The sequence below is a fragment of the Halorubrum sp. SD626R genome (assembly GCF_001261915.1).
Taxonomy (GTDB): Archaea; Halobacteriota; Halobacteria; order Halobacteriales; family Haloferacaceae; genus Halorubrum.
Genome location: NZ_CVRT01000040.1, coordinates 29,890 through 52,048, shown reverse-complemented (window position 1 = coordinate 52,048; position 22,159 = coordinate 29,890). Strand labels below are relative to the sequence as shown.

Sequence of the window (22,159 nt, the reverse complement as noted above, 5' to 3'; positions counted from 1 at the left end):
CGAGGTGAATAACCACTAGACATGAAACGCATTAGCAAATATTATACGGCGGCATATCGAACCTCTGGTGATGACCCAACGTGTCGCGGCCACGCCGGGGCTGTACCCGCTCCCGGACTGGGCGAAAGAGACGCTCTCGGAGCTCAAGGGCCACCAGAAGGGAGACCTGTTGAGCGGCGACGAGGGCGAGGCGATCGTCGAGCAGTACGACGAGGTCCGCGCGGAGTTCGTCGACGACCAGCTGGACGCCGGCCTCGACCGCGTCGTCGAGGGGCAGGGCCGCTGGGACGACATGATCGCGCACCCGCTGACGGTGCACGATTCCGTCGAGACCGGCGGGATCGTGCGGTACTACGACAACAACAACTTCTACCGGGACCCGCGCGTCGTCGACGACCTCGACTTCTCCGGCGACGTGGCGCGCGAGCTGGAGGCGGCCGGCGACCTGCTCGCCGACGCCGACGGCGCCGCCGACGCGTCGCTCGCGGCGACGCTCCCCGGCCCGTACTCGCTCGCCGACCTCGCGACGAACGAGCACTACGGCGACGAGGCCGACTTCCAGGCCGCGGTCGCCGAGTTCCTCGCGGGCGAGGTGGCGGCGTTCCCCGACCACGAGACGCTGTTCCTCCTTGAACCGTCGCTCGTCACGAACCCGCCCGCCGAGGGGGCGGAGTCGACCGCGACGGACGCGATCGCGACGGTCGCCGACGCGACCGACGCCGACGTGGTCGTCCAGACCTCGTACGGCGCGCTCGGCGAGAAGCTGTACGCCCACCTCGTCGACGAGGCGGGCGCCGACGCGCTCGGGCTCGACCTCGTCGCCGGCGACCGCGACGACACCGTCTACAACGTCCAGGAGTTCGGCGCCACCGACTCGCTCGCGCTCGGCCTCGTCGACGGGCAGAACACGCTCGTCGAGGAGCCGGAGACGGTCGCGGAGCGCGTCGAGTGGTTCGAGTCGCAGGTCCCCGCCGAGGGGTTCGACCGGACGTACCTCACCCCGAACACCGAGCTGTTCTACCTGCCCGCCAACAAGTACCGCGCGAAGCTGAACGCCCTGGCCGCCGCCGCGGAGGTGCTCGACTGATGGTCCGAAACCCAGACGCCAACCGAGACCAGTTCCGCCCGCACGACCACCCGAACGACGCGTTCCTGCTGACGACCGTCGTCGGCTCGTACCCGAAGCCGAAGTGGCTCAACCGCGCCGACGAGCTCGTCGAGGACCCCGACTCGAAGTTCGACGCGTCGGACCTCGAAGAGGCGCACGACGACGCCTGTCGGCTGGTCACGCGCGAGCACGAGCGCGCCGGGCTCGACACGGTCGTCGACGGCGAGATGCGCCGCAACGAGATGGTGGAGTTCTTCGCCGACCGCATCGACGGCTACGAGTTCAACGGCCCGGTGAAGGTGTGGGGCCACAACTACTTCGACAAGCCCTCCGTCGTCGAGGAGGTCGCGTACGACGAGCCGTGGCTCGTCGACGAGTTCGAGTTCACCTCCGACGTCTCCGAGCGCCCGGTCAAGGTCCCGATCACGGGGCCGTACACGCTCGGCTTCTGGGCGTTCAACGAGGCGTACCCCTCCACCGAGGAGCTCGTCTACGACCTCGCCGACCTCGTCAACGAGGAGGTCGAGAAGCTGGTCGAGGCGGGCGCGCGGTACATCCAGATCGACGAGCCCGCGCTGGCGACGACGCCCGAGGACCACGCCATCGTCGGCGAGGCGCTCGAACGCATCGTCTCGGGCATCGACGAGGACGTGCGGATCGGCCTCCACGTCTGTTACGGCGACTACTCGCGGATCTACCCCGAGATCAACGACTACCCGATCGACGAGTTCGACGTGGAACTGTGCAACGGCGAGTACGAGCAGATCCCGACGTTCACTGACCCCGAGTTCGAGCCCGATCTCGCGCTCGGCGTCGTCGACGCCCACACGGCCGAGGTGGAGTCGGTCGAAGCGATCAAGGAGAACATCCGGCAGGGCCTGCGCGTCGTCCCGCCGGAGAAGCTCACGGTCTCGCCCGACTGCGGACTGAAGCTCCTGCCGCGCGATATCGCCTACGGCAAGATGGAAAACATGGTGACCGCGGTCCGCGAGGTCGAGGCCGAGATCGATTCCGGCGCGATCGACGTCGACGACCCGCTCGACGACTGAAGCAGCGCTGTCGAATTTTTATTTCGGTACCGGTCCCGCTGAGCCAGCCGGTAGGCTCCGACTGCACGTGTTGCGCAGTGAGAAATACGTCGAAATTACCATTCAGTAGTCTAAACAATCGCTAATATGTCGAAGCTGTCCCTGATAAGTATAATACTGGGGATCGTGCTGCTCGGAGTTGCTGGATACATGGCATACTCTCAGCAACAAAGCCTCTCGTCCGGGGTGCAGATTGAAGCCACGGTAGAGAGCAAAGCAGTCACCGTGGATTCCTCAAAAAGGGGAGACAGGTACACCCCCCACGTCACGTACAGCTACACGTACAACGGAACCCAATACACTTCCGACAACATCAGACCGGGAATAGGAACAAAAGCGTCCGACACAAGGACTGCCGCGGAAGACAGAATTGACCAGTACAATGTCAGGGAGACAACCACGGCCTATGTCGTGCAAGGCTCGCCCTCGAAATCGTATCTTAAGAAAAAGAGTAGCCCTCTACCACTTATATTCGGCATCTTGGGCCTATTCCTGATCGGAAGACCAGTCTACAAATCCGTCGCTTCTTAATTTCGAACCGCTCCGTTAGGGTGATGTCCTTCCGCTTGGTCGCTGAATCACTACTTCATATTCTGGCTTTAAGTCTCGCACGTGATTCGTAACAATATTATGGTGTTTTTGGGTGTCGGGCTGGTACGTGGGTAGCCTGTACTGAGCGATCGAGGGAAATAGTTACCAACTGGATCGCGACAGGGCCGCTGAGTCGACGGCAGCACCTATAACACGCCGCCGCACCCACCGTCGACATGGAGATCGGTCTCACCGTCGGCGACGACCTCGACCGCCTCGCGGCGTCGCCGGCGCGGTTCGACTTCTGCGAGCTCGGGGTCGGCGAGCCGACGCTCGTGCCGGGCGAGACCGACCCCGAGCGCTTGGGCGACGCGCTCGCCGGCCGCGACCTGCTCGTCCACCTCCCGTACAGCCAGCGGCTGGCCAGCTACGTCCCCGAGGTCAACGACGCCATCGTCGACTACCAGCGGCGGCTCCTGGAGGCGGCCGGTGATCTGGGCGCGGAGAAGGCGGTCCTCCACGCCACCTCCGCCGACCGCGACGACGTCGCGTTCCGCGAGGTCGCCGCCGAGCAGCTACTCCGGGTCGCGGACGCCGGCCGGGAGGCGGGCGTCGAGGTCGTCGTCGAGAACGTCGGTCACCAGCACGCGGGGCTTCAGCTCTCCGTCCTCGGCGAGATCGCCCGCGAGACCGACACCCCGGTCTGCTTCGACGTGGGCCACGCGTACATGGAGGGCGGCGACAAGGCGATCGCGCGGTTCCTCCGCGCCCACGGCGACCGCGTCTCCCACCTCCACTGTCACGACGTGCGCCGCCGCGGCGACACCCACCTCCCGATCGGCGCCGGCGAGGTCGACTACGGGGCCGTGGCAGACGAGCTCGACGGGTTCGACGGCACCGTCGCGCTGGAGGTGTTCACCGACGACGACGCCCTGCTCGTCGATTCCGCAGAGCGCGTCGCTGACCGACTCAGCGCGGATTTCTGAGCGCGGGCGGCGAGTCTGTGCGTCTCGCGGGGGAATCAGTCCGCGTCGCGGTCACCCGCGTCCTCGTCGCCGTCCTCGCCCTCGACCGCGTCGTCGGTCGCGGCGTCTCCGGCCTCGTCGTCCGCGGCATCGCCATCGGCGTCCGCGGCGTCACCGTCGATCTGCCGCTTGATCGACTCCAGCTCGGACTCGACGTCGACCTCGGGCGCCGAGTCGTCCCCGGCTTCCTTGTCGTCGGCCGCCTCCGCCTCGGGGTCCGAATCGGGATCGGTCACGTCGATCCGGATCCCGCGGCCGCCGGAGGGGTCGTCGTCGCGCCCGCCGCGCTCGTCTCGACCGGCCGCCTCGCGTCCGCCGTCGTCCCGACCGCTTCGGCGGTCGTCGCGCCGGCCCCCCCGTCGCGCGGCGTCGGCCTCCCGGCGGCCCTCCTCGATCCGCGACTCGATCTCGGCCGTGAGGTCGCGGGCGTCGGCGATGATCGAGCGCGAGGCGGCCTCCTCCGGGAGGTCGGCCTCGGAGAGCGCGGTCCGGAGCTCCGAGAGCGACCGCGCGAGGCCGGCGCTCGCGCCGTCGCGGACGTCGGCGAGGCGGTCGGCGGTCGCGCCGCCCTCGCCGGCGACGCTCCGCCCGGGGTCGGCGAGCCGGAGGGTACCCCGGAGCAGTTCGAGCGACTTGATCGTCGTCTCCAGGAGGGCGATGACCGTCGGAATGGTGTACTGCTCGGTGAACCGGACCAGATCGGAGAGGCTGGGCGGCCGCGGGGGTCCGCGGCGGTCCCGCTCGCTCTCTTCGAGGTCGCGGCGGAGCTCGCCCAGCACGTCTTCGAGCTCGTCGAGCCGCTCTTCGAGCTCGTCGTCGCGTCGGTCGTCGCGGGAACTCATACCGCGGGGTACGCGGCGCGCGGATAAAAAGCCCGGCCGGGGAGTCCCCCGAGCGTCGCTCAGAACCGCTCACGGAAGTGCGTCGGTCGCGGCGGAAACAGCGCGCGGAGGGGGGCGGCGGCGTCGAGGGGGCGGTCGCCGGGGCCTCGGAGCCGGCCCGCCCGGACGACTTCGTCAACGGAGCGGTAGCCGACGTACAGCTGCGAGAGGGCGCCGACGTCGATCTCGGCGTCGTCCGGATTTCCGGCGGCGTCGTTCGCGCCCGCGGCGTTCGCGTCCTCGGCCGTATCGACCGGCTCGACCGCGACGCTCCCGTCGGCGACCGCGACCCGAAACGTCGCGTCGTTCCACGGGACGAGGGGGTCGTCGACCGCGAGCGAGAGGGTCGCCTCGACGTCGGGGTCGGGACTGAGCCCGTCGAGGGCGGCGGGGACATCGACGAGCCGGACCATCGGGCCGGTCCGGATCTCGCAGTCGACCGCGCGGGGGTCCTCGACGAGGTCGATCAGGGGGGCGTCCGGCGGGGCCCGGATCCGGACCTCGGCCACCTGCGAGTCGTGGTTGTGGCAGAATCGCAGGAGCTGGAACCACGCCTCGTCGTCGGCGGCGGCGACGTCGGAGAGGCGCATCACCGCGTCATCCGCGTCGTCGGGGTCGTCGTCGAACGAGTACCGACAGAGCCCCCGGAGCTCCCCGTCGCGCTCCCAGCCATAGACGAACGGGTCGCTCTTCCAGCCCCGGACGACGCGCTCTCGCCACCACTCCTCGGTCCAGTCCATCGTGAGGTCGTAGCGCTCCGCCGTCGCCGCGAGCAGGGGTTTCACGGCGGCGTAGTCGCCCTCGTCGAGCCGCCTGAAGCTCCCGGCCGCGTCGCCGTCGGTCGCGATCAGGTCGTCGACGAACCCGAGCTGACAGGGCGGCGCGGCGAGGGAGCGGTAGCGGCTCGCGGTCGCCCAGCCGTAGCTCGCGTAAAATGAGTGCTCGAAGGGCCACAGCGTCGAGACGGCGACGCCCCGGTCGCGGTACTCCGTCAGCGACTCGCGGAGCACGCGGCGGACGTTCCCGCGCCGACGGTGCTCCGGCGGCGAAGCGACCGCGGAGAGCCCGGCGACCTCGCGGTCGGCGCCGCGGATCCGCAGCGGGAAGAAGTGGTGCGCGCACACCGCGACGGGGTCGTCGGCTGCGTCGAAGAGCCCGCGCCGCTCGGCGATCGTGTCGTGGTCGTCCGCTTCCTCGGGGTCGTACGGGCCCTCGGCGGGAGCGAACGCGTACCGCATGAACGCGCCGAACTCGTCGGCGCGCTCGTCGGGGAGGGGTCGGTACTCCATACGCGGTCGGCTCGCGGGAGCGGAATAAGTCTTCCCGGGACCGACCGTCGGTCACCCGCGATCCGTCCGCAGCCGCGGCTCGAAGAACGCCGCCGCGCGCTCGCCCACCGCTCCCGCGCGTCCCACGAAGAAGTGGTCGGACTCGAACGCGACCGTCTCGATTCCCAGCCCCTCGGCCCGCTCTACGACCGGCTTCCACTCAGCTGTCGAGTCGCGGGTCGCGTACAGGATCCGCGTCGGGACGCCCAGATCGACCAGGTCGTCGAGCGCAGCGACCGCGTCGACGTCGGGGTTCAGCCGAGCCGTCGGCGCGAGCGCGCAGACGCCGGCGAGGCCGGGGCGCGAGGCGGCCGTCACGAGCGCGACCGTCGCCCCGAACGAGAAGCCGAACAGGCCGACGCGGTCGTAGCGCTCGGCCGCCCAGCCGACCGCGCTGTCGGCGTCGGTGCTCTCTCCGTATCCCTCATCCCAGTCGCCGTAGTCGAACCGGAGGCAGTCGACCCCGCGGTCGGTCAGGGCGTCGCTCACCGCCCGCAGCCGCTCGTCGCCGCGGTGCCCGCGCTGCTGCGGGTGGGGCGGGCAGGCGACGACGACCGCGTCGGCCCGGGAGCCGTTCCCGGTGGCGTCGCCACCGCCGTCGCTCGCGGCGGTGTCGAGGGTGGCGCGCACGTCGCGGCCGCCGGGGACGAGGACGGTGTCGCTCACGGGTTCGAGGGGAGGCTGTCGCCGCCTCAGGGCACCTGGGTCACGCGGTCCACGTCGTCGAGGTCGGCGAGGTCGGCCGCGAGCGCCTCCTGATCGACGTTCGCCTCGTAGTAGAAGACGAGGTCGAAGCTGCCGCCCCGGAGGAGCTGCTGGCACTCCCAGACGAACTCCTCGTCGTCGAGGGTGCGCCCCTGGAACTGGTTCGAGGAGAAGCTCGTGTCGTCGTTGCCGGCCTCGATGTACGCCTCGCCCTTCCCGGCGTGGTCGGCGATGACCTCGTTGATCGCGACCGTGAGCTCGTGCATCTCTAAGTCCTCCTCCCCGCCGAGCGTCGTGTGAACGATACAGCCGAGGAGTTCGATGTCGCCCGGCTCCAGCAGCGCCTTCGTCCGCGCGTAGAGGTCGGAGTCGACGGTCTCGCTCATGTCCCCTCGTTCCGGCCCCGGTGATAAACGGGTGACGGTTCACACGTTGGCGGTACTTATTCGGCCCCGAGGCGGCCTCGAATCGACTCAGTCCCTGAGCCGAACCGCCGTCTCGTCGCCGCCCTCGTCGACCGCGACCAGCCCGTCGTCCGCGAGGTCGTCGACGAGCCCGCGGAGCCACTCCCGGCCGTACTCACCGTCGGGCGCGTAGTCGACCCGGATCCGGGGACCGAGCTCGCCGAGCGCCAGCTCGTCGTACTCGCCGAGCGCCCGGACGACCCGCCCCCGGAACTGCCGGCGGCTCCCCTCGAAGCTCGGCTGCTCCGGCACGTCGGGGGCGGTGAAGTCGCCCGTCTCGTACGCGTGACACCAGCCGCGCCACGGGCAGCCCGCCTCGTCGCAGCGCGGGGTCGTTCCGCAGGCGACGCCGCCCAGCTCCATGATCGCGTTGTTCCAGACCCGGGACTCGCCGGCGGGCATGAGCCGCGAGGCGACCCGCTCGAACGCCGAATCGTCGTCCGGGACCGCGAACGCGCGGTGGAGTACCCGTTTCACGTTGGTATCGACGACCGCGTCGCCGTCGTTGAACGCGAACGAGGCGACCGCGTTGGCGGTGTACGGGCCGACGCCCATCAGCTCCTGCAGTTCGTCCGGCGACTCGGGGAACGCGCCGCCGTAGTCGTCCTCGACCTGCCCGGCGGCCTCGTGGAGGTACTTCGCGCGGTTGTTGTAGCCGAGCGAGTGGTCGGACCAGAACGCGACCACGTCGCCGCGGTCGGCCGCGGCCAAGTCGGCCGTCGTCGGCCACTCGTCGAGGAAGTCCTCCCACGCGGGGACCACGCGGTCGAGCTGCGTCTGCTGGCTCATCACCTCGCTGACGAGGACCTCGTAGGGGTCCTCGGTGCGCCGCCACGGGAAGTCGCGGTGGTCGGCCTCGTACCACGCGGTCAGCGCCTCGCGGACCGCGCCGAGGTCGGCCGGGAGCTCGGGGGCGTCGCCCTCGGCGAGTCCGTCCGTCCCCCCGTCGGTCCGAACCGGCGCCATCGAGCGCGGGTCGCGGTCGGGGCCGGGGTACTCGCCGCCGCCGACCTCGGGGTAGAGCTTCTCGGCCGAGAAGACGGTCGCGAACGCCCGCGGCTCCCGGACGCTCACCGGGAGTCGGTCGCGGAGCCCGGCCGCGGCCCGCGCCCCAGTGAGCGACGGGTCGAGGCTCACGACCTGCATCGCGGCGCCGCGGTACGCCGACGCCAGCGCCGGGTGGTCGCCGGCGGGATGCGCCACCGGCTCGCGCCACGCCTCGACCGCGTCGCGCCAGTCGGCCGCGAGGGCGGGGTCCGCGAGCGCGGCGATCACCGCCTCGGCGTCGTCGAGCAGCGCGTCGCTGGCGACGAGCGTCGTCCACGAGTGCGCCCGTAGCGCGTCGAGCGCCTCGCGGGCCGCGCCGCCGACGAGGAGGTCGGCCGCGAGGGCGTCTGCGTCGGCGACGACCCGGGCGGGGCTCGGCTCGCGGTCGAGCGGGGAGATGTCACCCTCGGCGGTGTCGCCCGCCGAGTCCTCGGAGTCGTCAGCGACCGATCGACGCTCCGCGAGCGCCGCGCTCACCGCCTCGATATCGACATCGAACTCGGCGGCGCGGTCGAAGAGCCCGTCGAATCTCATTATCGGGGCCGATAAAATCGGGAAGAGCCTAGGCCGAGATTTGAACTCGGGGTCTCGTCCTTACCAAGGACGCGCTTTACCGCTAAGCTACCCAGGCGCGCAAGCATCCGTTGACGGGAGTCGACTTTAGTGGTTTCGATTCGGGGGCGTCCCGTCACGGAGACACACACGGTCCCGCCGCCGTCGGGCGACATCATCGGTCCGTCGCGCTCACGGCGCGGTCGGAGATGTCCGCGATGCGGTCGGCGGTCGCGTCCGGGAGCGCGCGCCCCGGCGGCGGGAACTCGCCGTCGTAGTCGGCCGCGAGCTCGCGGGCGTACGTCAGCAGCTCCTCCGGCGGGTCGCCGCCGACGGCGGTGGTGCCGGCGACGACCGCCAGTTCGAGGGCGTCGACCTCCAGGTTCCGGTCGAGCGCGGTCGCCGCCGCGGGGTCGGTCCCCTCGCGGTCGCGGAGCGTCTGGTCGCGGCCGAACGCGCGCACGACCTCGACCGCGGCGCCGGCCGCCTCGGTGCACGCGAGCAGCGAGAAGCCGCGCGAGACGAGCACGTCGGCCGTGAGCACGTCCATGTCGGCGTCGATGTCGGTCTCGTGCGTCGGCGCGGTCACCCACGGCTCCTCGTGGGCCAGCGTCCGGGTGAGCCGGAGCCCCTCGTAGATGAGCTGCACGCCCGCCGCGCGGTCGACGACCTCGCCGGGGTTCACGTCGGGGTCGACCGCGCGGGCCGTGACCAGCGCCAGCACCCCGGGCGTCACGGCCGCGTCCAGGATGCGGCGTTCGAGGGCCTCGTGCAGCTGCTCGGGCTCGACATCCGCGAGCGCCTCGTGAGCGGCCTCACGCGCTCGCGCGGCATCGTCCATTGCCGTCAGGTAGTCGAGCGAAGGGCAAAGACCTTTGGAAACGACCGGGATACGACGCCGTGATCCGCACCCGCACCGACGACCGTGTCCGCGTCGTCACGATCGACCGCCCCGAGCGCCGGAACGCGCTCCGGCCCGAGGACCTGCGCGCGCTCCGACGCGCCGTCACCGACGCCGACGCGCCCGTCGCGTACCTCCGCGGCGCCGGCGACGCCTTCTGTGCCGGCGCCGACCTCGACGCCGTCGCCGCACTCGCCGACGCGGAGGGTCCCAGCGGCGACGCGGACACGCCGGAGTCGTTCGCCCGGGAGGGCCAGCGCACCGCTGCAGCGATCGCGGGCGCCGACACGGTCGTCGTCTGCGGGATCGACGGCGCGGCCCGCGGCGGCGGCGTCGAGATCGCGCTCGCCGCCGACGTCCGGGTCGCCACCCCGGCGGCGACGTTCGCCGAGCCGGGCGTCGAGTTCGGGCTGTTCGGCGCGTGGGGCGGCACGGTCCGACTCCCGCGGGTGATGCGCGAGGGCGACGCCCTCGACTTCGCGCTCTCGGGCCGCGTCCTCGACGCCGACGAGGCGCTCCGAACCGGGCTCGTCTCCCGCGTCGTCGACGACCCGCGTGCCGTCGCCGATGCGATCGCGACCGGGGAGCCCGACGCGGTGCGCGCGATCAAGCGTCGGGTGCGCGACCGCCGCGACGACGCGATCCAAGAGGACGCGGAGGCCGAGGCGTTCGCCGCCCTCGTCCGGGCGCACGGCGGTGAGATCGCGGCGGCTCGCGGGGAGTAGGTCGATCGGAACCCCGTCGCCTTACCCGAATCTGCACCATCTGTCCGCGATCGCTCGGATGTGACATGTAGCGAGCGGAATTTCACCCTTTCAGGGGTGGGTCCAACCGACAGCACATCGTAGCAAACCACGCACTACGACTCGTCTGGATGTTCCACCGCGTCCAGACCCGCTTCGATAATCTCCCGGTAAGCTTCATCAAGGGCCATATCTTTCTGTTTGGCGAGGTCTTTCACTCTTCCATTCAGTGTGTGTGATATGTCGATGTTCGGGCGCATTTGTGTCCAAAAGACATTTAGACACACATCTACAAACATCTATCGTCGTGAGGCGAACCAACACGTTCGCGGTACGCCCGCTATCTGACGACGACAAGCGGCTACTGCTGGACCTGTTGGATGCTTCTGCGAGCCTGTGGAACGAATTGAATTACGAGCGCCGCCAGCAATTCTTCGACGGCGAATCCGTGTGGGATACTACCGACTACCGGAAACAGTACGTCGACGTTCTCGGCTCTGCAACCGCACAGCAGACCATTCGGAAAAACAAATCGGCATGGAAGTCGTTTTTCGCCGCCTGCGACAACGGCGAGGACACTGCTGCCCCGGGCTACTGGGGCAACGAGGAGGATGGCCGCGAGCTACGCACGTTCATCCGCAACGACCAGTACACACTGGAAACTGGCGAACGGTCACGAGTCGAGATACCAGTCGGCCACGCCCTGAAAGACGAGTACGGCTTGGGCTATCACGACCGGCTCCGCCTCGAAGTCTGCGGCGCTCCGAAATGGGACGGCCAACAGGGACGCTTGGAGATACAGTACGACGAGATAGACGACACGTTCAGGGCCTTTCAGCCTGTTACTGTGCCTGATTCTCGACAGGATTCACCACTGGCTTCTCACGAAGCCGCGCTGGACGTGGGCGCCAATAATCTCGTTGCCTGTACTAGCACGACCGGCCAGCAATACCTCTACGAAGGCCGCGACCTGTTCGACCGCTTCCGCGAGACGACCGACGAAATCGCTCGTCTACAGTCGAAACTCCGCGAGGGACGATACAGCAGTCGGCGGATACGGCGACTGTATCGCAAACGGACACGGCGGCGCGACCACGCACAGGATGCACTAGTTCGAGACCTGCTGGACCGACTCTACGCCGAAGGGGTCGCCACGGTGTACGTGGGTGACCTTACCGACGTTCTCTCGACGCACTGGTGCGCCGAAGTGAACGCGAAAACGCACCAGTTTTGGGCATTTCGGGCGTTCATCAAACAACTCTCGCAGGCTGCCGAGGAATACGGCATCACTGTCGAGGTGCGGTCAGAAGCCGACACAACCCGAACGTGCCCGGTGTGTGGCGAGCGGGACGCCACAGACAGAGACGGTGACCTGTTTCGGTGTCCGTGCGGTCACGAAGCTCACGCCGATCTGTGCGCGTCTCGTACGTTCCTCGAACGACAGGCTGGTGAATCCGTTGGGTCGATGGCTCGGCCCGTGCGTCTCAAGTGGGACGACCACAACTGGTCGGAGCTATCACACTCTCCTGAGAGGGCAAGTCCCAACGAGAAGCGCACAAACCGGAGTACCGATGATGGGAAACTTGCCTCCGTGGGCGCGATATAGCCAGCATCCCCACCGGAGGAATCACACGGCTGAAGCCGTGGGAGGAAGTCAAAGGTTTAAGTGATCCTCCGACCATCCACCGAATGCGAAGCACGCACCGGTAGTGTAGTGGTATCACGCAACCTTGCCATGGTTGCAACCCGAGTTCAAATCTCGGCCGGTGCATTTCTCGAACGAAGTGAGAGAAATCACCGAGCGATTTGAACTTAGAAAGACGCAGCCCGCGCAGCGAGCGGAGTGAGCGAGCAGGACCGTCTTTCCGCAGTTCAAATCTCGGCCGGTGCACTTCCGACTGACTCCGTCAGTCGGCGTTCGTCTCACTCCGTTCGACGAACTCCCCTCGGTCGTGCACCGCCCTGACTCCACGTTCGCTTCGTCGCCGGCGCTACGCGCCGGCTGCAAGAGGGACCTCCGGTCCCTCTCTGCTCGCGTGGAGTCTCGGCCGGTGCATTTTGCGAACCACATTCGCTAGGTAGCGCCAAACTCGCGAAGCCGGTGGCCGGGCCGCGAGAACGCTCCACCGTCGTAGGCGCGAACCTGTTCGTTTAACCGGTCGTGCCGTGTTGTAGCGAGTATATGGTTGAGGCCTTACTTCTCGTCGGGTTCGTGGTCGCGGCGTTCGTCGGGTACAACATCGGTGGTGCCACGACCGGTCCGGCGTTCGGGCCGGCCGTCGGCTCCGGAGTGCTCTCGAAGTCCGGCGCCGCGGCGCTGATGTCGGTGTTCTTCTTCGTCGGCGCCGGCACGCTCGGGCAGCGCGTCGTGACGACGCTCGGAGAGGACCTCGTCACCGGGGGCAGCGTGTTCACGCTGGAGACGAGCATTGTCGTCCTCTTCTTCATCGGCGGCGCGCTGTTCGTCGGGAACTTCGCCGGCGTCCCCGCGTCGACCTCGATGACGGCGGTCGGTGCGATCGCGGGGCTCGGGCTCGCGACGGGCACCCTCGACCGGGCGGTGATGGGCGAGATCGCCATCTGGTGGATCGTCGCACCGATCATCGGCTTCTGGGTCTCCGGGGTCGTCGGGCGCTACTTCTACCCGGCCATCGACAGCTGGGTGGCGATCGACAGCACGGAGGGGGCGCTGTTCGAGTTCGACCGCTCCGGCCCGATCCCGAAGCCCGTCCCGGGTCCCAACACGACCCGGCGCGAGCTCGTGGGCGGGTTCGTCGTCATCGCCATCGGCTGCCTGATGGCCTTCTCGTCAGGCACCTCGAACATCGCGAACGCGATCGCGCCGCTCGTCGCGCTCGACAACGTCGAGATGACGCCGATGATCCTGCTCGGGAGCGCCGCGGTCGCGGTCGGCGCGTTCACGATCGCGCGGCGGACGCTCGACACGCTCGGCAACGACATCACCGACCTCCCGCTGACCGCGGCGATCGTCGTCGCATGCGTCTCCTCCGGGATCGTCATCAGCCTCTCTGCGGTCGGAATCCCGGCGTCGTTCGTCATCATCGCGACGATGTCGATCGTCGGGCTCGGCTGGGGGCGCGCGACGCGGAGCGTCACGGTGAGACAGGGGATCAGCGGCGAGAAGGAGCCGAAGGTGTCCGTCGGCGCGCTGAAGGCCGACGAGACGGCCCCGATCGGCGAGGGCGACCCCACCGACGTCCCCTCAGCGTCGGACCTGTTCAACCCGAGCACGAGCGCGCGCGTCGTCCTGATGCAAAACGTCGTCCCGATCCTCTCGACCGTCGGGGCGCTCGTCACCTTCACGCTGCTGTTCCGGTTCGTCTGGTAGGGCGCGGCCGGCCGACGTTCCAGAACCGCTCACCGGCCGAATCGCTCACCGACCGAACCGGCGCTGTCGGTCCTGGAAGTCGAGGACCGCGCGTAGGTAGTCCCGTCTCCTGAAATCGCGCCAGTTCACGTCGGTGAAGTAGAGCTCGGCGTACACCGACTGCCAGATGGCGAAGTCGGAGAGCCGCTCCGCGCCCGTCTTGATCACGAGGTCCGGCTCCTCCGGGAACACGAGCCGGTCCGTGACGTCGTCCGCGTCGATCGACCCCGGATCGAGCGCCCCGGCGTCGACGTCGCTCGCGATCTCGCGGACCGCGGCCGCGAACTCCGCCTTGCCGCCGAGCCCGACCGTGATTCTGATAGGGGCGTCGGCGGTGCCGGCATCGGCGCCCTCATCCCCGTCGCCGTCGGTGCCCTCCGCGACGGCCGCGTCGTCCGGACCCCGAACGACGAACGGGGCGGGCGCGTCGAGTCGACGGAGCTCGCGCGTGAGCGTGGGGACCACGGATTCGTCGAGCACCGAGACCGAGACGGTGACGCGCTCGGCGCCGTACTCCAGCGCCCACCCGAGCGCCTCGGCGAGGGTGTCGAACGCGCCGTCGACGAGGAGGTCGCGCTCGGTGACGACGATCGCGACGTGTGCCGGCGGCTCCCCGTCGTGGAGTCGGTGGCCGACGGCGAGGTACGCGTCGTACAGGCCCACGTGGGGTGGTCCCGTCGCCGGGGCTAAAAGCTCACGTCCGCTGACGAGGGGTTTAATTCGCCGTCGGCCCTAACTGCGGCGATGGCAGACAGCTACCGCGGGGTGTTCGGCGCGATCCCCTACGCGATCCGGCACACCGACTCGTGGACCATGCGCGTGTACGGGGTCGTCGGCGCGCTCGCGGCCGGGCTGATCGCGACGGTCGTCACCCTCGCGCTCGTCGTCTGGATGGCGGAGACGGCCGACGTGCAGGGCGGCACGTTCCTGTTCTCGCGGTCGCTGTACGTGATCGCCGGCTTCGCCGCGGTGGCGCCGCTGCTCGCGCCGCTGCTGTTCGTCGCGCGCCGTCACCGACGGGGCGACCCGGTGAAGCCGGGGTACGACCGGAAGCTGGCGTACGGCGGTTTCCTCTTCCTCGCCTCGCTGTACGCCGGCCTCGTCATCTCCGCGCCCGCGGAGCTCCGCGAGCCGACCGAGTCCGCGGTCGTCGGCGCCCTCTACGCGCTCCCGCGGCCCGCCGGGATCGTCCCCCCGGTCGCCGCCGCAGCCGTCGTGTTCGCGGTCCACTACCGGCTTCGCGTGACCGACGACGGCGCGGCCGACGACGCGGGCGGCACGGGCGAGCCGCCGACTTCGGCGGACGATACGGCGATCGACGACGACTGACGCGCCTCGAAACCCCGAAAAGGGTCGGTCGCCTACCACGGGGTAATGACCGACGAGCCGGAGCGGACCGACGCGGACATGGCGGGAGACGCCGACGGGACGGAGACCGCGGACGGGAAGGAGAGCACGTTCCTCGTCACGCACGTCGAGAGCGACTCGGCGGTGCTGAAAGACGTTCACGACGGGCAGGTCCACACGCTGAGCTCGAACCCCGGACTCGACGTCGACGACGCGATCGAGGCGACCGTCGCGCCCGACCCGCCGATGGAGGTCACGTACCGGGTGATCGAGGTGGCGGAGCGGCGGCAGCTCTCGATCGAAGAGAGCGAGGAGCCGCCGACCGTCCACGAGCGCGAGCTCGCGGCGGAGACGCCGACGGGGGAGCTCGCCCGCGAGCCCCGCGCGGGCGAGGGGGAGGTCCACGTGTTGACGCCGCCCGAGGCGGACACCGAGGACGCGGTCGCCGACGTGATCGAGGATCGCGAGGCGACGCTGTCCAGAGCCGCCCGGCTCGGGGTGAACCGCGTCGAGGTCCGCTCCGAGCCGGGGGTGGTCAGCGTGCGGTACATGCCGTGAGTCGGTCTCGGGAGGTCGGGTCGCGGGCGAGTGAGAAGGCTTATTCGCGCCCGCGCAGGAACCGCTATTTATGGTAGCGATCGACGTACCGGAGGTCAACTACACCGAGTACTCGAACCGGCAGCTCGTGGCGATCCCGCTCGCGGTCCTCGTTCTCGCGCTCGCGATCATCCTCGGCTGGTATCTCGTCACGGGAGCGCCGGCGAACCTCGGACTGGCGTTCACGGGCGGCGTCGAGCTCCGGATCGCCGACGACGGTGGTAACGTCGAAGAACGAATCGAGACCGAGTTCGACAGGCAGCCCGACTCGATCCGGTCGATCCCCGCGGACGACGTGTTCGTCGTCACCTTCCGGGCGGCCGACGACGACCCCGAGGGGCTGGCGGAGGAGCTCGCGCAACAGGCCGACGACGCGGGACTGACCACGACGGCGATCGACCAGGTGTCCCCGAGCTTCGCGGGCGACACGGCGCGGACCGCGGTCTTCGGCGTCGCGCTGGCGTTCCTCGGGATGAGCGTGCTCGTGTTCGCGCTGTTCCGGACGTTCGTTCCCTCGATCGCGGTGGTCGCCTCGGCGTTCTCCGACCTGGTCATCCCCGTCGCGGTGATGAACCTCCTCGGGATCCAGATGACGCTCGGGACGATCGCGGCGCTGCTGATGATCATCGGCTACAGCGTCGACTCCGACATCCTGTTGAACAACTCCGTGCTGCGCCGGACCGGCGACTTCTACGAGTCGGTGAGCCGCGCGATGCGGACCGGGGTCACGATGACGCTCACGTCGATGGCCGCGATGATCGTGATGGCGATCGTCGCGACCGTCTTCGGCGTCGACCTCCTGCGGAACATCGGTATCATCCTCGCGGTCGGGCTCTGTGCCGACCTGATGAACACGTACCTGCTGAACGTCTCGCTGCTCCGCTGGTACAAGTTCGAGGGGGTGAAGCGCTGATGCTTGAGCCGATCAAGAACAACTGGCGCATCCTCCTCTTAGTCGTCGTCGTGGCCGGCGCGTCGGTCGCGCTGTTCGCCCCGCAGTTCGGCCCCGAGACCGCGCCGGGCGAGAACCAGAGCGAGGCCAGCCAGGGGATCACCAACCTCCAGTACGGGCTGGACCTAGAGGGCGGCACCCGCGTCCGGGCCCCGCTCGAAGGGTACACCGCCACCGGCGTCGACTTCGGCGGCGACGATCCCGTGACGGTCGAACAGGCGGTCGCCGACGAACTCGACGACGTGCAGCTCCGCGACATGGGGTCGAGCGTAAACGAGGACGTGCGTGCGGTCGAGGTCACCGACCCGTCCGTGAGCGAAGACGAGTTCCGGGCGGCGATGGACGCCTCGGGCTACTCCTACGAGGGCGTCCGCCCCGGCGTGACGGCCGAGACCCGGGACCTCACCCAGAGCATCATCGAGGGGAAGATCAACGAGGCGGGGCTCTCGGGCGGGAGCGTCCAGCAGGTCCAGTCGCTCACCGGCGAGTACTTCATCCTCGTCGAGGTGCCCGGCGAGAACCGGAGCGACGTGGTCTCGCTGCTCCAGGAGCGCGGGACGGTCCAGATCGACATCGCGTACCCGAGCGGGAACGGCACCGCCGTCGACGAGGCGGTGCTCACCCAGGACGACTTCGAGAACATCGGGACGGCCTCGCAGCGGGACCGCGGCACGGGCTCGTACGTGCCGGTGAACGTGAGAAACACCGCCTCCGGCGGTCAGCAGTCGCCCGCCGCGACGTTCCAGCAGGCGGTCGTCGACCGCGGCTTCCCCTCGGCGTATCAGTCCGAGGCGGACCGCTGTCAGTACAACCCCGAGACGGGCGAGATCGAGAACTCGAACCCCTGTCTCCTGCTCACCGTCAACGGCGAAGTCGTCAACTCCTTCGGGATGGACCCTGGGCTCGCCGACAGCATGGCGAGCGGCTCGTGGGCCGACACCGCGAACTTCCAGCTGACCACGCCCGAGTTCACGACGGCGCAGGAGATCTCGGTCAACCTGCGCGCCGGCGCGCTGCCGGCGGAGCTCGACATCAGCGGCGAGGGGACCTCCAGCACCATCTCGGCCGCGCAGGGGGAGAACTACAAGAACTACTCGCTGGTGACGGGGATCCTCGCGGTGTTCGCGGTCGCGGGGATGGTGTTCCTGCGCTACCGCGAGCCCGCGGTGGCGCTGCCGATGATCGTCACGGCGCTCGCGGAGGTGTACGCGCTGCTCGGCTTCGCCGCCCTCGTGAGCTACCCGATCGAGCTGGCGGTCATCGCCGGCTTCATCGCGGTCGTCGGGACCGGCGTCGACGACCTCGTGATCATCGCCGACGAGGTGATGAGCGAGGGCGAGGTGAACTCCCGGAAGGTGTTCAACTCCCGGTTCCGCCGGGCCTTCTGGGTCATCGGTGCCGCCGCCGCGACGACGATCGTCGCGATGTCGCCGCTCATGGTGCTCTCGCTCGGGGATCTCTCCGGGTTCGCGATCTTCACCATCCTCGGCGTCCTGATCGGCGTCCTGATCACCCGGCCCGCCTACGGCGACATCCTGCGCCGCCTGCTGACGATCCGGTGAGTCGTCGCGGGAGCGGTCGGCCCCGTCGCCCCCCCGGCCGCATTTCGATCGCGTCGCTCTGGGCAGCACCGAGAACGGAGAGCCGACAAACTCTTAATTTAGACTCGTCTAAACCGACCATGACGACCGCGGCCGCCTCGCGAAGCGGGGCTCGACCGACGACCGTCGGGAGGACGTGAACGCATGACCTACACCGAGATACTGATAGTCGCGTTCGCGGCCCAGCTGGCCGTGCTTCCCGGCGAGAAGGTGCAGTTCATGATCGCCGCGCTGTCGACGCGGTACGACCCGAAGATCGTCGTCGCGGCCGCCGCGTCGGCGTTCGCCGGCTGGACCGCCGTCGAGATCGCCTTCGGACGGGCGCTACAGGCCGCGCTGCCGGGCGTCGTGCTCGACGCGGTGACCGCGGCCCTGTTCTTCGCGTTCGCGTACCTGCTGTACCGATCGATGCCCGACCGCGAATCGGACCGGGTCGCGTCCAGCGACGGCGGCACGGGGTCGCCGGCCGCCGGGGCGGCCGACGCCGGCTACGCCGACCTCGACTCGGTGACGCTCCCCGGACCGCTCGACAGGTACAGGGGGTCTCTCGGGGGGTTCCTCCCGATCTTCGTGCTCACCGCCACCGGCGAGTTCGGCGACAAGACGCAGCTCGTCACGATCGGGCTGGCGGCGCAGTACGGCGTGACCTCCGCCATCTGGGTGGGCGAGATGCTCGCGATCATCCCGATCAGCCTCGCGAACGCCTACTTCTTCCACACGTTCGCCCACCGGTTCGACGTGCGGCGCGCGCACATGGTGTCCGCGGCGCTGTTCGCCTTCTTCGGCGCCGACACCGTCCTCTCGATCGTCGCCGGCGTCTCCGTCTGGGAGACGTTCATCGGGGCCGTGAGCGGGGCGGTCTCGACGCTGGCGTAGGGGCTCGGCTTCCGGCTAAAACTCGTCTAACGCCGACTGCTCGGCCGCCGCCAACGCGTCGTCGCAGGTCGCCCACGACCGCCGGGCGCAGTCGGGGAGGTCGCCCCTGTCGGCGACGTACGCCCGCAGGAACGAGCGCGTCGTCGGGTCGCTCGGGTAGCCGCTCCCGACGCCGTCGTACGCCGGGTACCGGTCGTCGATCGCCGCCATCCGGGCGTCACGGGCCACCTTGGCGACCACGCTCGCCGCGCCGACGACCGGGTCCGCCTCGTCGGCGCCGTGGAAAGCCTCGACGTCGACCGCGGGGTGAGCGGAAGCGCGCTCGTCGCCGCCGGTGTCGGGACCCCTGACCCCGCCCTCGACGAACTCGCCGAGCCGCCGCGCGAACCGCGCCTCGCTGGTGTCGCCCGCGTCGGCGACGACGCGGACGGGGTCCTCGGACGGTTCACCGGCGGGGAGCCCCTCGGTCTCGGCGAGCGCGGCCCGCACCGCCCGCGCCTGTCCGCGGACCGTGAGCGTGTTCATGTCGGTGTCGGGGCGGTCGATCTCGGCCGGCTCGACGAACGCGACGCCGACGGCGACGCGGTCGCTCCCGCGGATCGCCTCGGCCATCGCCTCGCGCCGCTCGGGGGAGAGCCGCTTCGAGTCGTCGACGTCGGCCGGGAGGCTCGACGGGGCCGCGAACACGGCCGCGGCGACCATCGGCCCGAGCGCCGGGCCCTTTCCCGCCTCGTCGACGCCGAGGTACACGCGTCACTCGTCGTCGGGGAGGGGTAAATACGTTCAGAAAGCGGGTCGGCGGCGGTCGACCGGGACGCCGCTCAGTCGATCAGGACCGCGTTGACCTGGCCGGTCTGGCCGGGACGGGAGGTGACGCGGGCGCGGCCGGCGGACGTGTCGATGACGGCGCCCTTGGTGACGATGTTCCGGCGGGCGTAGTTGACGTTGGAGGGGTTTTCGACGACGTTCTCGATCTCGGCCTCGCTGACCTCGCCGCCGTCGGCGACCTGCGCGACGTTCGTCGAGAGCGCGCGGACCTTCTTCTCCGTGCCGCGGGAGTCGATGTACTGGACGCGCGTCTCGCCGACGGTGGTCTCGGCGGGCTCGCGGCCGAGCTGGTGGCGCTTCTTGTTCGAGGCGTGCTTGAGTCGGCCGCCCGTCCGCTTGCGCGTGGAGCGTCCCTGGTCTTTCATACAGGTACGAACAGCCAGCGAATACTTGAAGCGTTCGACTCGCCTCGGCGCCGAGCCGGCGCGTGACGGGCGGACGCCCTCGTCACGACGCGACCGAGGGGTTCGAGCGGCGCTCACGCGAACTGCCGTTCGAACGACCGGATCCCCTCGTCGGTGCCGACGACGACCAGCTCGTCGTCCGGACCGATCCGCGTGTCGGGACCGATCTCGGTCATGGTCTCGTCGTCGCGCTCGATCGCGATGACGGTGCAGCCGGTCGCCTCGCGGACGTTCGCCCGACCGATCGTCCGGCCGGCGAGCCGCGGCACGCGGCTCCTGACGACCTCGATCTGCTGGTTGAGCGAGAGCACGTCGCGGTCCTCGATGACGGTCGAGGCCGACAGCCGCCCGGTGACGGTCGCGAGCGAGAGGACGTAGTCCGCGCCCGCGCGGTGCATCTTCCGAACGCTCGGGGCCTCCTCGACGCGGGCGAGCACCTGCGTGTTCGGCGCTAAGTCCCGGACCACGAGCGTCGTGAACTCCGTCGTGGTGTCGTCCGGCAGCGCGAGCACGACGGTGCGCGCCGACTCCACGCCGGCGGCGCGCAGCGTCTCCGGGTCGGTCGCGTCGCCGACCACGTCGACGCCCTCGGCGTCCTCCCGGTCGACGACCGTGACGGGGAGGTCGGCGTCGGCGACCGTCTCGGCGACCGCGCGGCCGACCTGGCCGTATCCGATGACCACGGTCTCGCCCGCGCCGAACCGCCGCGTGGCGGAGTTCGTCAGGTCGACGAGCCGCTCCAGCTGGTCCGGCCGGCCGGAGACGAGCAGGACCGTCCCGGCCGACAGCGTCGCGTCCGGCGGGGGCGCCGCGTCGAACTCGCCGTCGACCCACATCCCAATAACGTTGACGCCGGCGCGCTCGCGGATCCCGCTGTCGGCGAGCGTCGAGCCGGCGAGGGGGCTCCCGTGCGGGACCGCCACCTCCGCGAGCTGCAGGGAGTCCCCGATCGCGACCGCCTCGTCGAGGTCGGTCTGGAGCGCCGTCGTCACCTTCGCGGCGAGGCTCTCGCCGAGCAGCGACCGCGGGGAGAGCACCTCGTCCGCGCCCGCGAGCCGGTGGTACCGCTCGCGGGTCGGGTCCTCGACGACGCTGATGACGCGCACGTCCGGCGACAGCTCCTTTGCGGCCAGCACGATGCTCGCGTCCACCTGGTCGGAGACGTCCGTCACCAGCGCCCGCGCGTCGGCGAGGTTCGCGGCCGCCAGCCCCTGCGTCGACTCCGGGTCCGCGCGGATCACCGTCCGGCCCGCCTCCTGAAGCTCTGCGGCCCGGTCGTCGTCCGGCTCGACGAACGCGTACGGGATCTCGTGGGAGTCGAACTCGGCGGTGAGCGCCGCCGACCGCGAGGTGTCGGAACAGATGACGACGTGACCCGACAGGCCGTCGTCCAGCGACGTGGGAACCGTCGTCGAGAACGCCTCCTCCAAGAGCGGCGTCACTACGACCGGCAGCGCGCCGATCAAAAGCACCATCCCGACGAGGTCCATCACGGCGATGAACGCGTTCAGCCGCTGGCTCTCCCACGGAGAGTCCCCGCCGAACCCCGTGGTGGTGAACATCTCGACCGAGAAGCGCAGCGCCTCGATCATCGTGATCGCGTCGCCCTCGTACACCCGCATCCCGTAGCGGTAGACGACCGCGGTGAAGACTAGCACGAAGAGGACGAAGGTGAAGTACCCGCCGACGCGGCGCTTCCACGAGTCCATCGACCAGTCGTACGCGGCCCATCCACAAAAGCGGGCCGCGTCTGGGCGGCAAACCTATCCGCGGGAGCGGAAGTTCGGTGGTTT

Annotated in this window: 22 protein-coding genes and 2 tRNA genes; 13 read left to right on the top strand and 11 right to left on the bottom strand. The window is 69.5% G+C overall.

Annotated features, from left to right (window positions below; all coding sequences use genetic code 11):
• Positions 1-70: 70 nt before the first annotated feature.
• The 4 genes from SD626R_RS03480 (at position 71) to SD626R_RS03465 (ending at position 3,713) form a co-directional block, all read left to right on the top strand.
• Positions 71-1,087, top strand: a complete 1,017-nt coding sequence (locus SD626R_RS03480) for a 5-methyltetrahydropteroyltriglutamate--homocysteine methyltransferase (RefSeq protein ID WP_092563530.1) — start codon at positions 71-73, stop codon at positions 1,085-1,087.
• On the top strand, positions 1,087-2,157 hold the full coding sequence (locus SD626R_RS03475) for a methionine synthase (RefSeq protein WP_092563527.1): 1,071 nt from the start codon (positions 1,087-1,089) through the stop codon (positions 2,155-2,157). Before SD626R_RS03480 ends, SD626R_RS03475 begins: the two co-directional genes overlap by 1 nt.
• A gap of 126 nt (positions 2,158-2,283) precedes the next feature.
• Positions 2,284-2,727 carry a DUF3592 domain-containing protein gene (locus SD626R_RS03470; RefSeq protein WP_092563524.1) on the top strand — a complete coding sequence of 148 codons (444 nt, stop codon included), beginning with the start codon at positions 2,284-2,286 and terminating at the stop codon, positions 2,725-2,727.
• A gap of 236 nt (positions 2,728-2,963) precedes the next feature.
• Positions 2,964-3,713 (top strand): sugar phosphate isomerase/epimerase family protein, encoded by a 750-nt coding sequence (locus tag SD626R_RS03465; protein ID WP_092563521.1) that lies wholly within the window; start codon positions 2,964-2,966, stop codon positions 3,711-3,713.
• Between the two features lie 35 nt (positions 3,714-3,748).
• Here SD626R_RS03465 and SD626R_RS03460 read toward each other — a convergent pair whose 3' ends face one another.
• The 7 genes from SD626R_RS03460 to SD626R_RS03430 form a co-directional block, all read right to left on the bottom strand.
• Positions 3,749-4,594 (bottom strand): DUF7547 family protein, encoded by an 846-nt coding sequence (locus SD626R_RS03460; protein ID WP_092563518.1) that lies wholly within the window; start codon positions 4,592-4,594, stop codon positions 3,749-3,751.
• A gap of 59 nt (positions 4,595-4,653) precedes the next feature.
• The gene (gene eis / locus SD626R_RS03455) at positions 4,654-5,922 is read right to left on the bottom strand and encodes a GNAT family N-acetyltransferase (protein WP_092563515.1); all 1,269 of its coding nucleotides are present in this window, start codon (positions 5,920-5,922) and stop codon (positions 4,654-4,656) included.
• A 51-nt stretch (positions 5,923-5,973) separates the two neighbouring features.
• A complete protein-coding gene (locus tag SD626R_RS03450) occupies positions 5,974-6,627 on the bottom strand; it encodes an alpha/beta hydrolase (RefSeq protein WP_092563513.1) in 654 nt (217 codons plus the stop codon).
• A 26-nt stretch (positions 6,628-6,653) separates the two neighbouring features.
• On the bottom strand, positions 6,654-7,052 hold the full coding sequence (locus SD626R_RS03445) for a DUF5778 family protein (protein ID WP_092563510.1): 399 nt from the start codon (positions 7,050-7,052) through the stop codon (positions 6,654-6,656).
• Between the two features lie 87 nt (positions 7,053-7,139).
• Positions 7,140-8,096, bottom strand: coding sequence for an HhH-GPD family protein (locus SD626R_RS03440; protein ID WP_092563573.1), 957 nt, complete (start codon positions 8,094-8,096; stop codon positions 7,140-7,142).
• 640 nt (positions 8,097-8,736) lie between these two features.
• Positions 8,737-8,808: transfer RNA gene (locus tag SD626R_RS03435), tRNA-Thr, on the bottom strand.
• A 96-nt stretch (positions 8,809-8,904) separates the two neighbouring features.
• Positions 8,905-9,570, bottom strand: coding sequence for a DUF7114 family protein (locus SD626R_RS03430; RefSeq protein ID WP_092563507.1), 666 nt, complete (start codon positions 9,568-9,570; stop codon positions 8,905-8,907).
• Between the two features lie 59 nt (positions 9,571-9,629).
• Between SD626R_RS03430 and SD626R_RS03425 the strand changes: the two genes are divergently transcribed.
• The 4 genes from SD626R_RS03425 to SD626R_RS03410 all read left to right on the top strand — a co-directional run bounded on the left by SD626R_RS03425 (position 9,630) and on the right by SD626R_RS03410 (position 13,722).
• Complete coding sequence (locus tag SD626R_RS03425; protein ID WP_092563504.1) at positions 9,630-10,355, top strand: enoyl-CoA hydratase/isomerase family protein; 726 nt, start codon at positions 9,630-9,632, stop codon at positions 10,353-10,355.
• A 325-nt stretch (positions 10,356-10,680) separates the two neighbouring features.
• Positions 10,681-11,979 carry an RNA-guided endonuclease InsQ/TnpB family protein gene (locus SD626R_RS03420; protein ID WP_092563501.1) on the top strand — a complete coding sequence of 433 codons (1,299 nt, stop codon included), beginning with the start codon at positions 10,681-10,683 and terminating at the stop codon, positions 11,977-11,979.
• Between the two features lie 94 nt (positions 11,980-12,073).
• Positions 12,074-12,144: transfer RNA gene (locus SD626R_RS03415), tRNA-Gly, on the top strand.
• Between the two features lie 411 nt (positions 12,145-12,555).
• Complete coding sequence (locus tag SD626R_RS03410; protein ID WP_092563498.1) at positions 12,556-13,722, top strand: inorganic phosphate transporter; 1,167 nt, start codon at positions 12,556-12,558, stop codon at positions 13,720-13,722.
• 45 nt (positions 13,723-13,767) lie between these two features.
• Here SD626R_RS03410 and SD626R_RS03405 read toward each other — a convergent pair whose 3' ends face one another.
• Entirely contained in the window at positions 13,768-14,424 is a 657-nt protein-coding gene (locus SD626R_RS03405) for an undecaprenyl diphosphate synthase family protein (RefSeq protein ID WP_092563495.1), read from the bottom strand.
• An 81-nt stretch (positions 14,425-14,505) separates the two neighbouring features.
• On the opposite strand from SD626R_RS03405, the gene SD626R_RS03400 reads away from it, so the two are divergent.
• The 5 genes from SD626R_RS03400 to SD626R_RS03380 all read left to right on the top strand — a co-directional run bounded on the left by SD626R_RS03400 (position 14,506) and on the right by SD626R_RS03380 (position 19,134).
• A complete protein-coding gene (locus SD626R_RS03400; protein ID WP_092563492.1) occupies positions 14,506-15,090 on the top strand; it encodes a DUF8056 family protein in 585 nt (194 codons plus the stop codon).
• Positions 15,091-15,168: 78 nt separating this feature from the next.
• Positions 15,169-15,666, top strand: coding sequence for a DUF5812 family protein (locus SD626R_RS03395; RefSeq protein ID WP_092563570.1), 498 nt, complete (start codon positions 15,169-15,171; stop codon positions 15,664-15,666).
• Between the two features lie 70 nt (positions 15,667-15,736).
• On the top strand, positions 15,737-16,618 hold the full coding sequence (gene secF / locus SD626R_RS03390) for a protein translocase subunit SecF (protein ID WP_092563489.1): 882 nt from the start codon (positions 15,737-15,739) through the stop codon (positions 16,616-16,618).
• Positions 16,618-18,219: a preprotein translocase subunit SecD gene (locus SD626R_RS03385; protein ID WP_092563486.1), complete on the top strand. Its 1,602-nt coding sequence runs from the start codon at positions 16,618-16,620 to the stop codon at positions 18,217-18,219. The genes secF and SD626R_RS03385 overlap by 1 nt, the downstream gene beginning before the upstream one ends.
• A 183-nt stretch (positions 18,220-18,402) precedes the next feature.
• Complete coding sequence (locus SD626R_RS03380) at positions 18,403-19,134, top strand: TMEM165/GDT1 family protein (RefSeq protein WP_092563483.1); 732 nt, start codon at positions 18,403-18,405, stop codon at positions 19,132-19,134.
• A 15-nt stretch (positions 19,135-19,149) separates the two neighbouring features.
• Here the strand turns inward: SD626R_RS03380 and rnhB are convergent, their stop codons facing one another.
• From rnhB to SD626R_RS03365, 3 genes are all read right to left on the bottom strand, one after another.
• A complete protein-coding gene (gene rnhB / locus SD626R_RS03375) occupies positions 19,150-19,884 on the bottom strand; it encodes a ribonuclease HII (RefSeq protein WP_092563480.1) in 735 nt (244 codons plus the stop codon).
• A 71-nt stretch (positions 19,885-19,955) separates the two neighbouring features.
• Positions 19,956-20,327 carry a 30S ribosomal protein S8e gene (locus SD626R_RS03370; protein WP_092563477.1) on the bottom strand — a complete coding sequence of 124 codons (372 nt, stop codon included), beginning with the start codon at positions 20,325-20,327 and terminating at the stop codon, positions 19,956-19,958.
• A gap of 113 nt (positions 20,328-20,440) precedes the next feature.
• Positions 20,441-22,075: a potassium channel family protein gene (locus tag SD626R_RS03365; protein ID WP_092563474.1), complete on the bottom strand. Its 1,635-nt coding sequence runs from the start codon at positions 22,073-22,075 to the stop codon at positions 20,441-20,443.
• Positions 22,076-22,159 lie beyond the last annotated feature (84 nt).

Bases quoted from the DNA above. Each gene is read 5' to 3' on its own strand.
- SD626R_RS03410 (WP_092563498.1), top strand. From the start codon at position 12,556: ATGGTTGAGGCCTTACTTCTCGTCGGGTTCGTGGTCGCGGCGTTCGTC.
- eis (WP_092563515.1), bottom strand. From the start codon at position 5,922: ATGGAGTACCGACCCCTCCCCGACGAGCGCGCCGACGAGTTCGGCGCG.
- SD626R_RS03440 (WP_092563573.1), bottom strand. From the start codon at position 8,096: ATGGCGCCGGTTCGGACCGACGGGGGGACGGACGGACTCGCCGAGGGC.
- SD626R_RS03380 (WP_092563483.1), top strand. From the start codon at position 18,403: ATGACCTACACCGAGATACTGATAGTCGCGTTCGCGGCCCAGCTGGCC.
- SD626R_RS03460 (WP_092563518.1), bottom strand. From the start codon at position 4,594: ATGAGTTCCCGCGACGACCGACGCGACGACGAGCTCGAAGAGCGGCTC.
- SD626R_RS03400 (WP_092563492.1), top strand. From the start codon at position 14,506: ATGGCAGACAGCTACCGCGGGGTGTTCGGCGCGATCCCCTACGCGATC.
- SD626R_RS03465 (WP_092563521.1), top strand. From the start codon at position 2,964: ATGGAGATCGGTCTCACCGTCGGCGACGACCTCGACCGCCTCGCGGCG.
- SD626R_RS03475 (WP_092563527.1), top strand. From the start codon at position 1,087: ATGGTCCGAAACCCAGACGCCAACCGAGACCAGTTCCGCCCGCACGAC.
- SD626R_RS03445 (WP_092563510.1), bottom strand. From the start codon at position 7,052: ATGAGCGAGACCGTCGACTCCGACCTCTACGCGCGGACGAAGGCGCTG.
- SD626R_RS03365 (WP_092563474.1), bottom strand. From the start codon at position 22,075: ATGGACTCGTGGAAGCGCCGCGTCGGCGGGTACTTCACCTTCGTCCTC.
- SD626R_RS03385 (WP_092563486.1), top strand. From the start codon at position 16,618: ATGCTTGAGCCGATCAAGAACAACTGGCGCATCCTCCTCTTAGTCGTC.
- SD626R_RS03470 (WP_092563524.1), top strand. From the start codon at position 2,284: ATGTCGAAGCTGTCCCTGATAAGTATAATACTGGGGATCGTGCTGCTC.
- SD626R_RS03480 (WP_092563530.1), top strand. From the start codon at position 71: ATGACCCAACGTGTCGCGGCCACGCCGGGGCTGTACCCGCTCCCGGAC.
- SD626R_RS03430 (WP_092563507.1), bottom strand. From the start codon at position 9,570: ATGGACGATGCCGCGCGAGCGCGTGAGGCCGCTCACGAGGCGCTCGCG.
- secF (WP_092563489.1), top strand. From the start codon at position 15,737: ATGGTAGCGATCGACGTACCGGAGGTCAACTACACCGAGTACTCGAAC.
- SD626R_RS03370 (WP_092563477.1), bottom strand. From the start codon at position 20,327: ATGAAAGACCAGGGACGCTCCACGCGCAAGCGGACGGGCGGCCGACTC.
- SD626R_RS03395 (WP_092563570.1), top strand. From the start codon at position 15,169: ATGGCGGGAGACGCCGACGGGACGGAGACCGCGGACGGGAAGGAGAGC.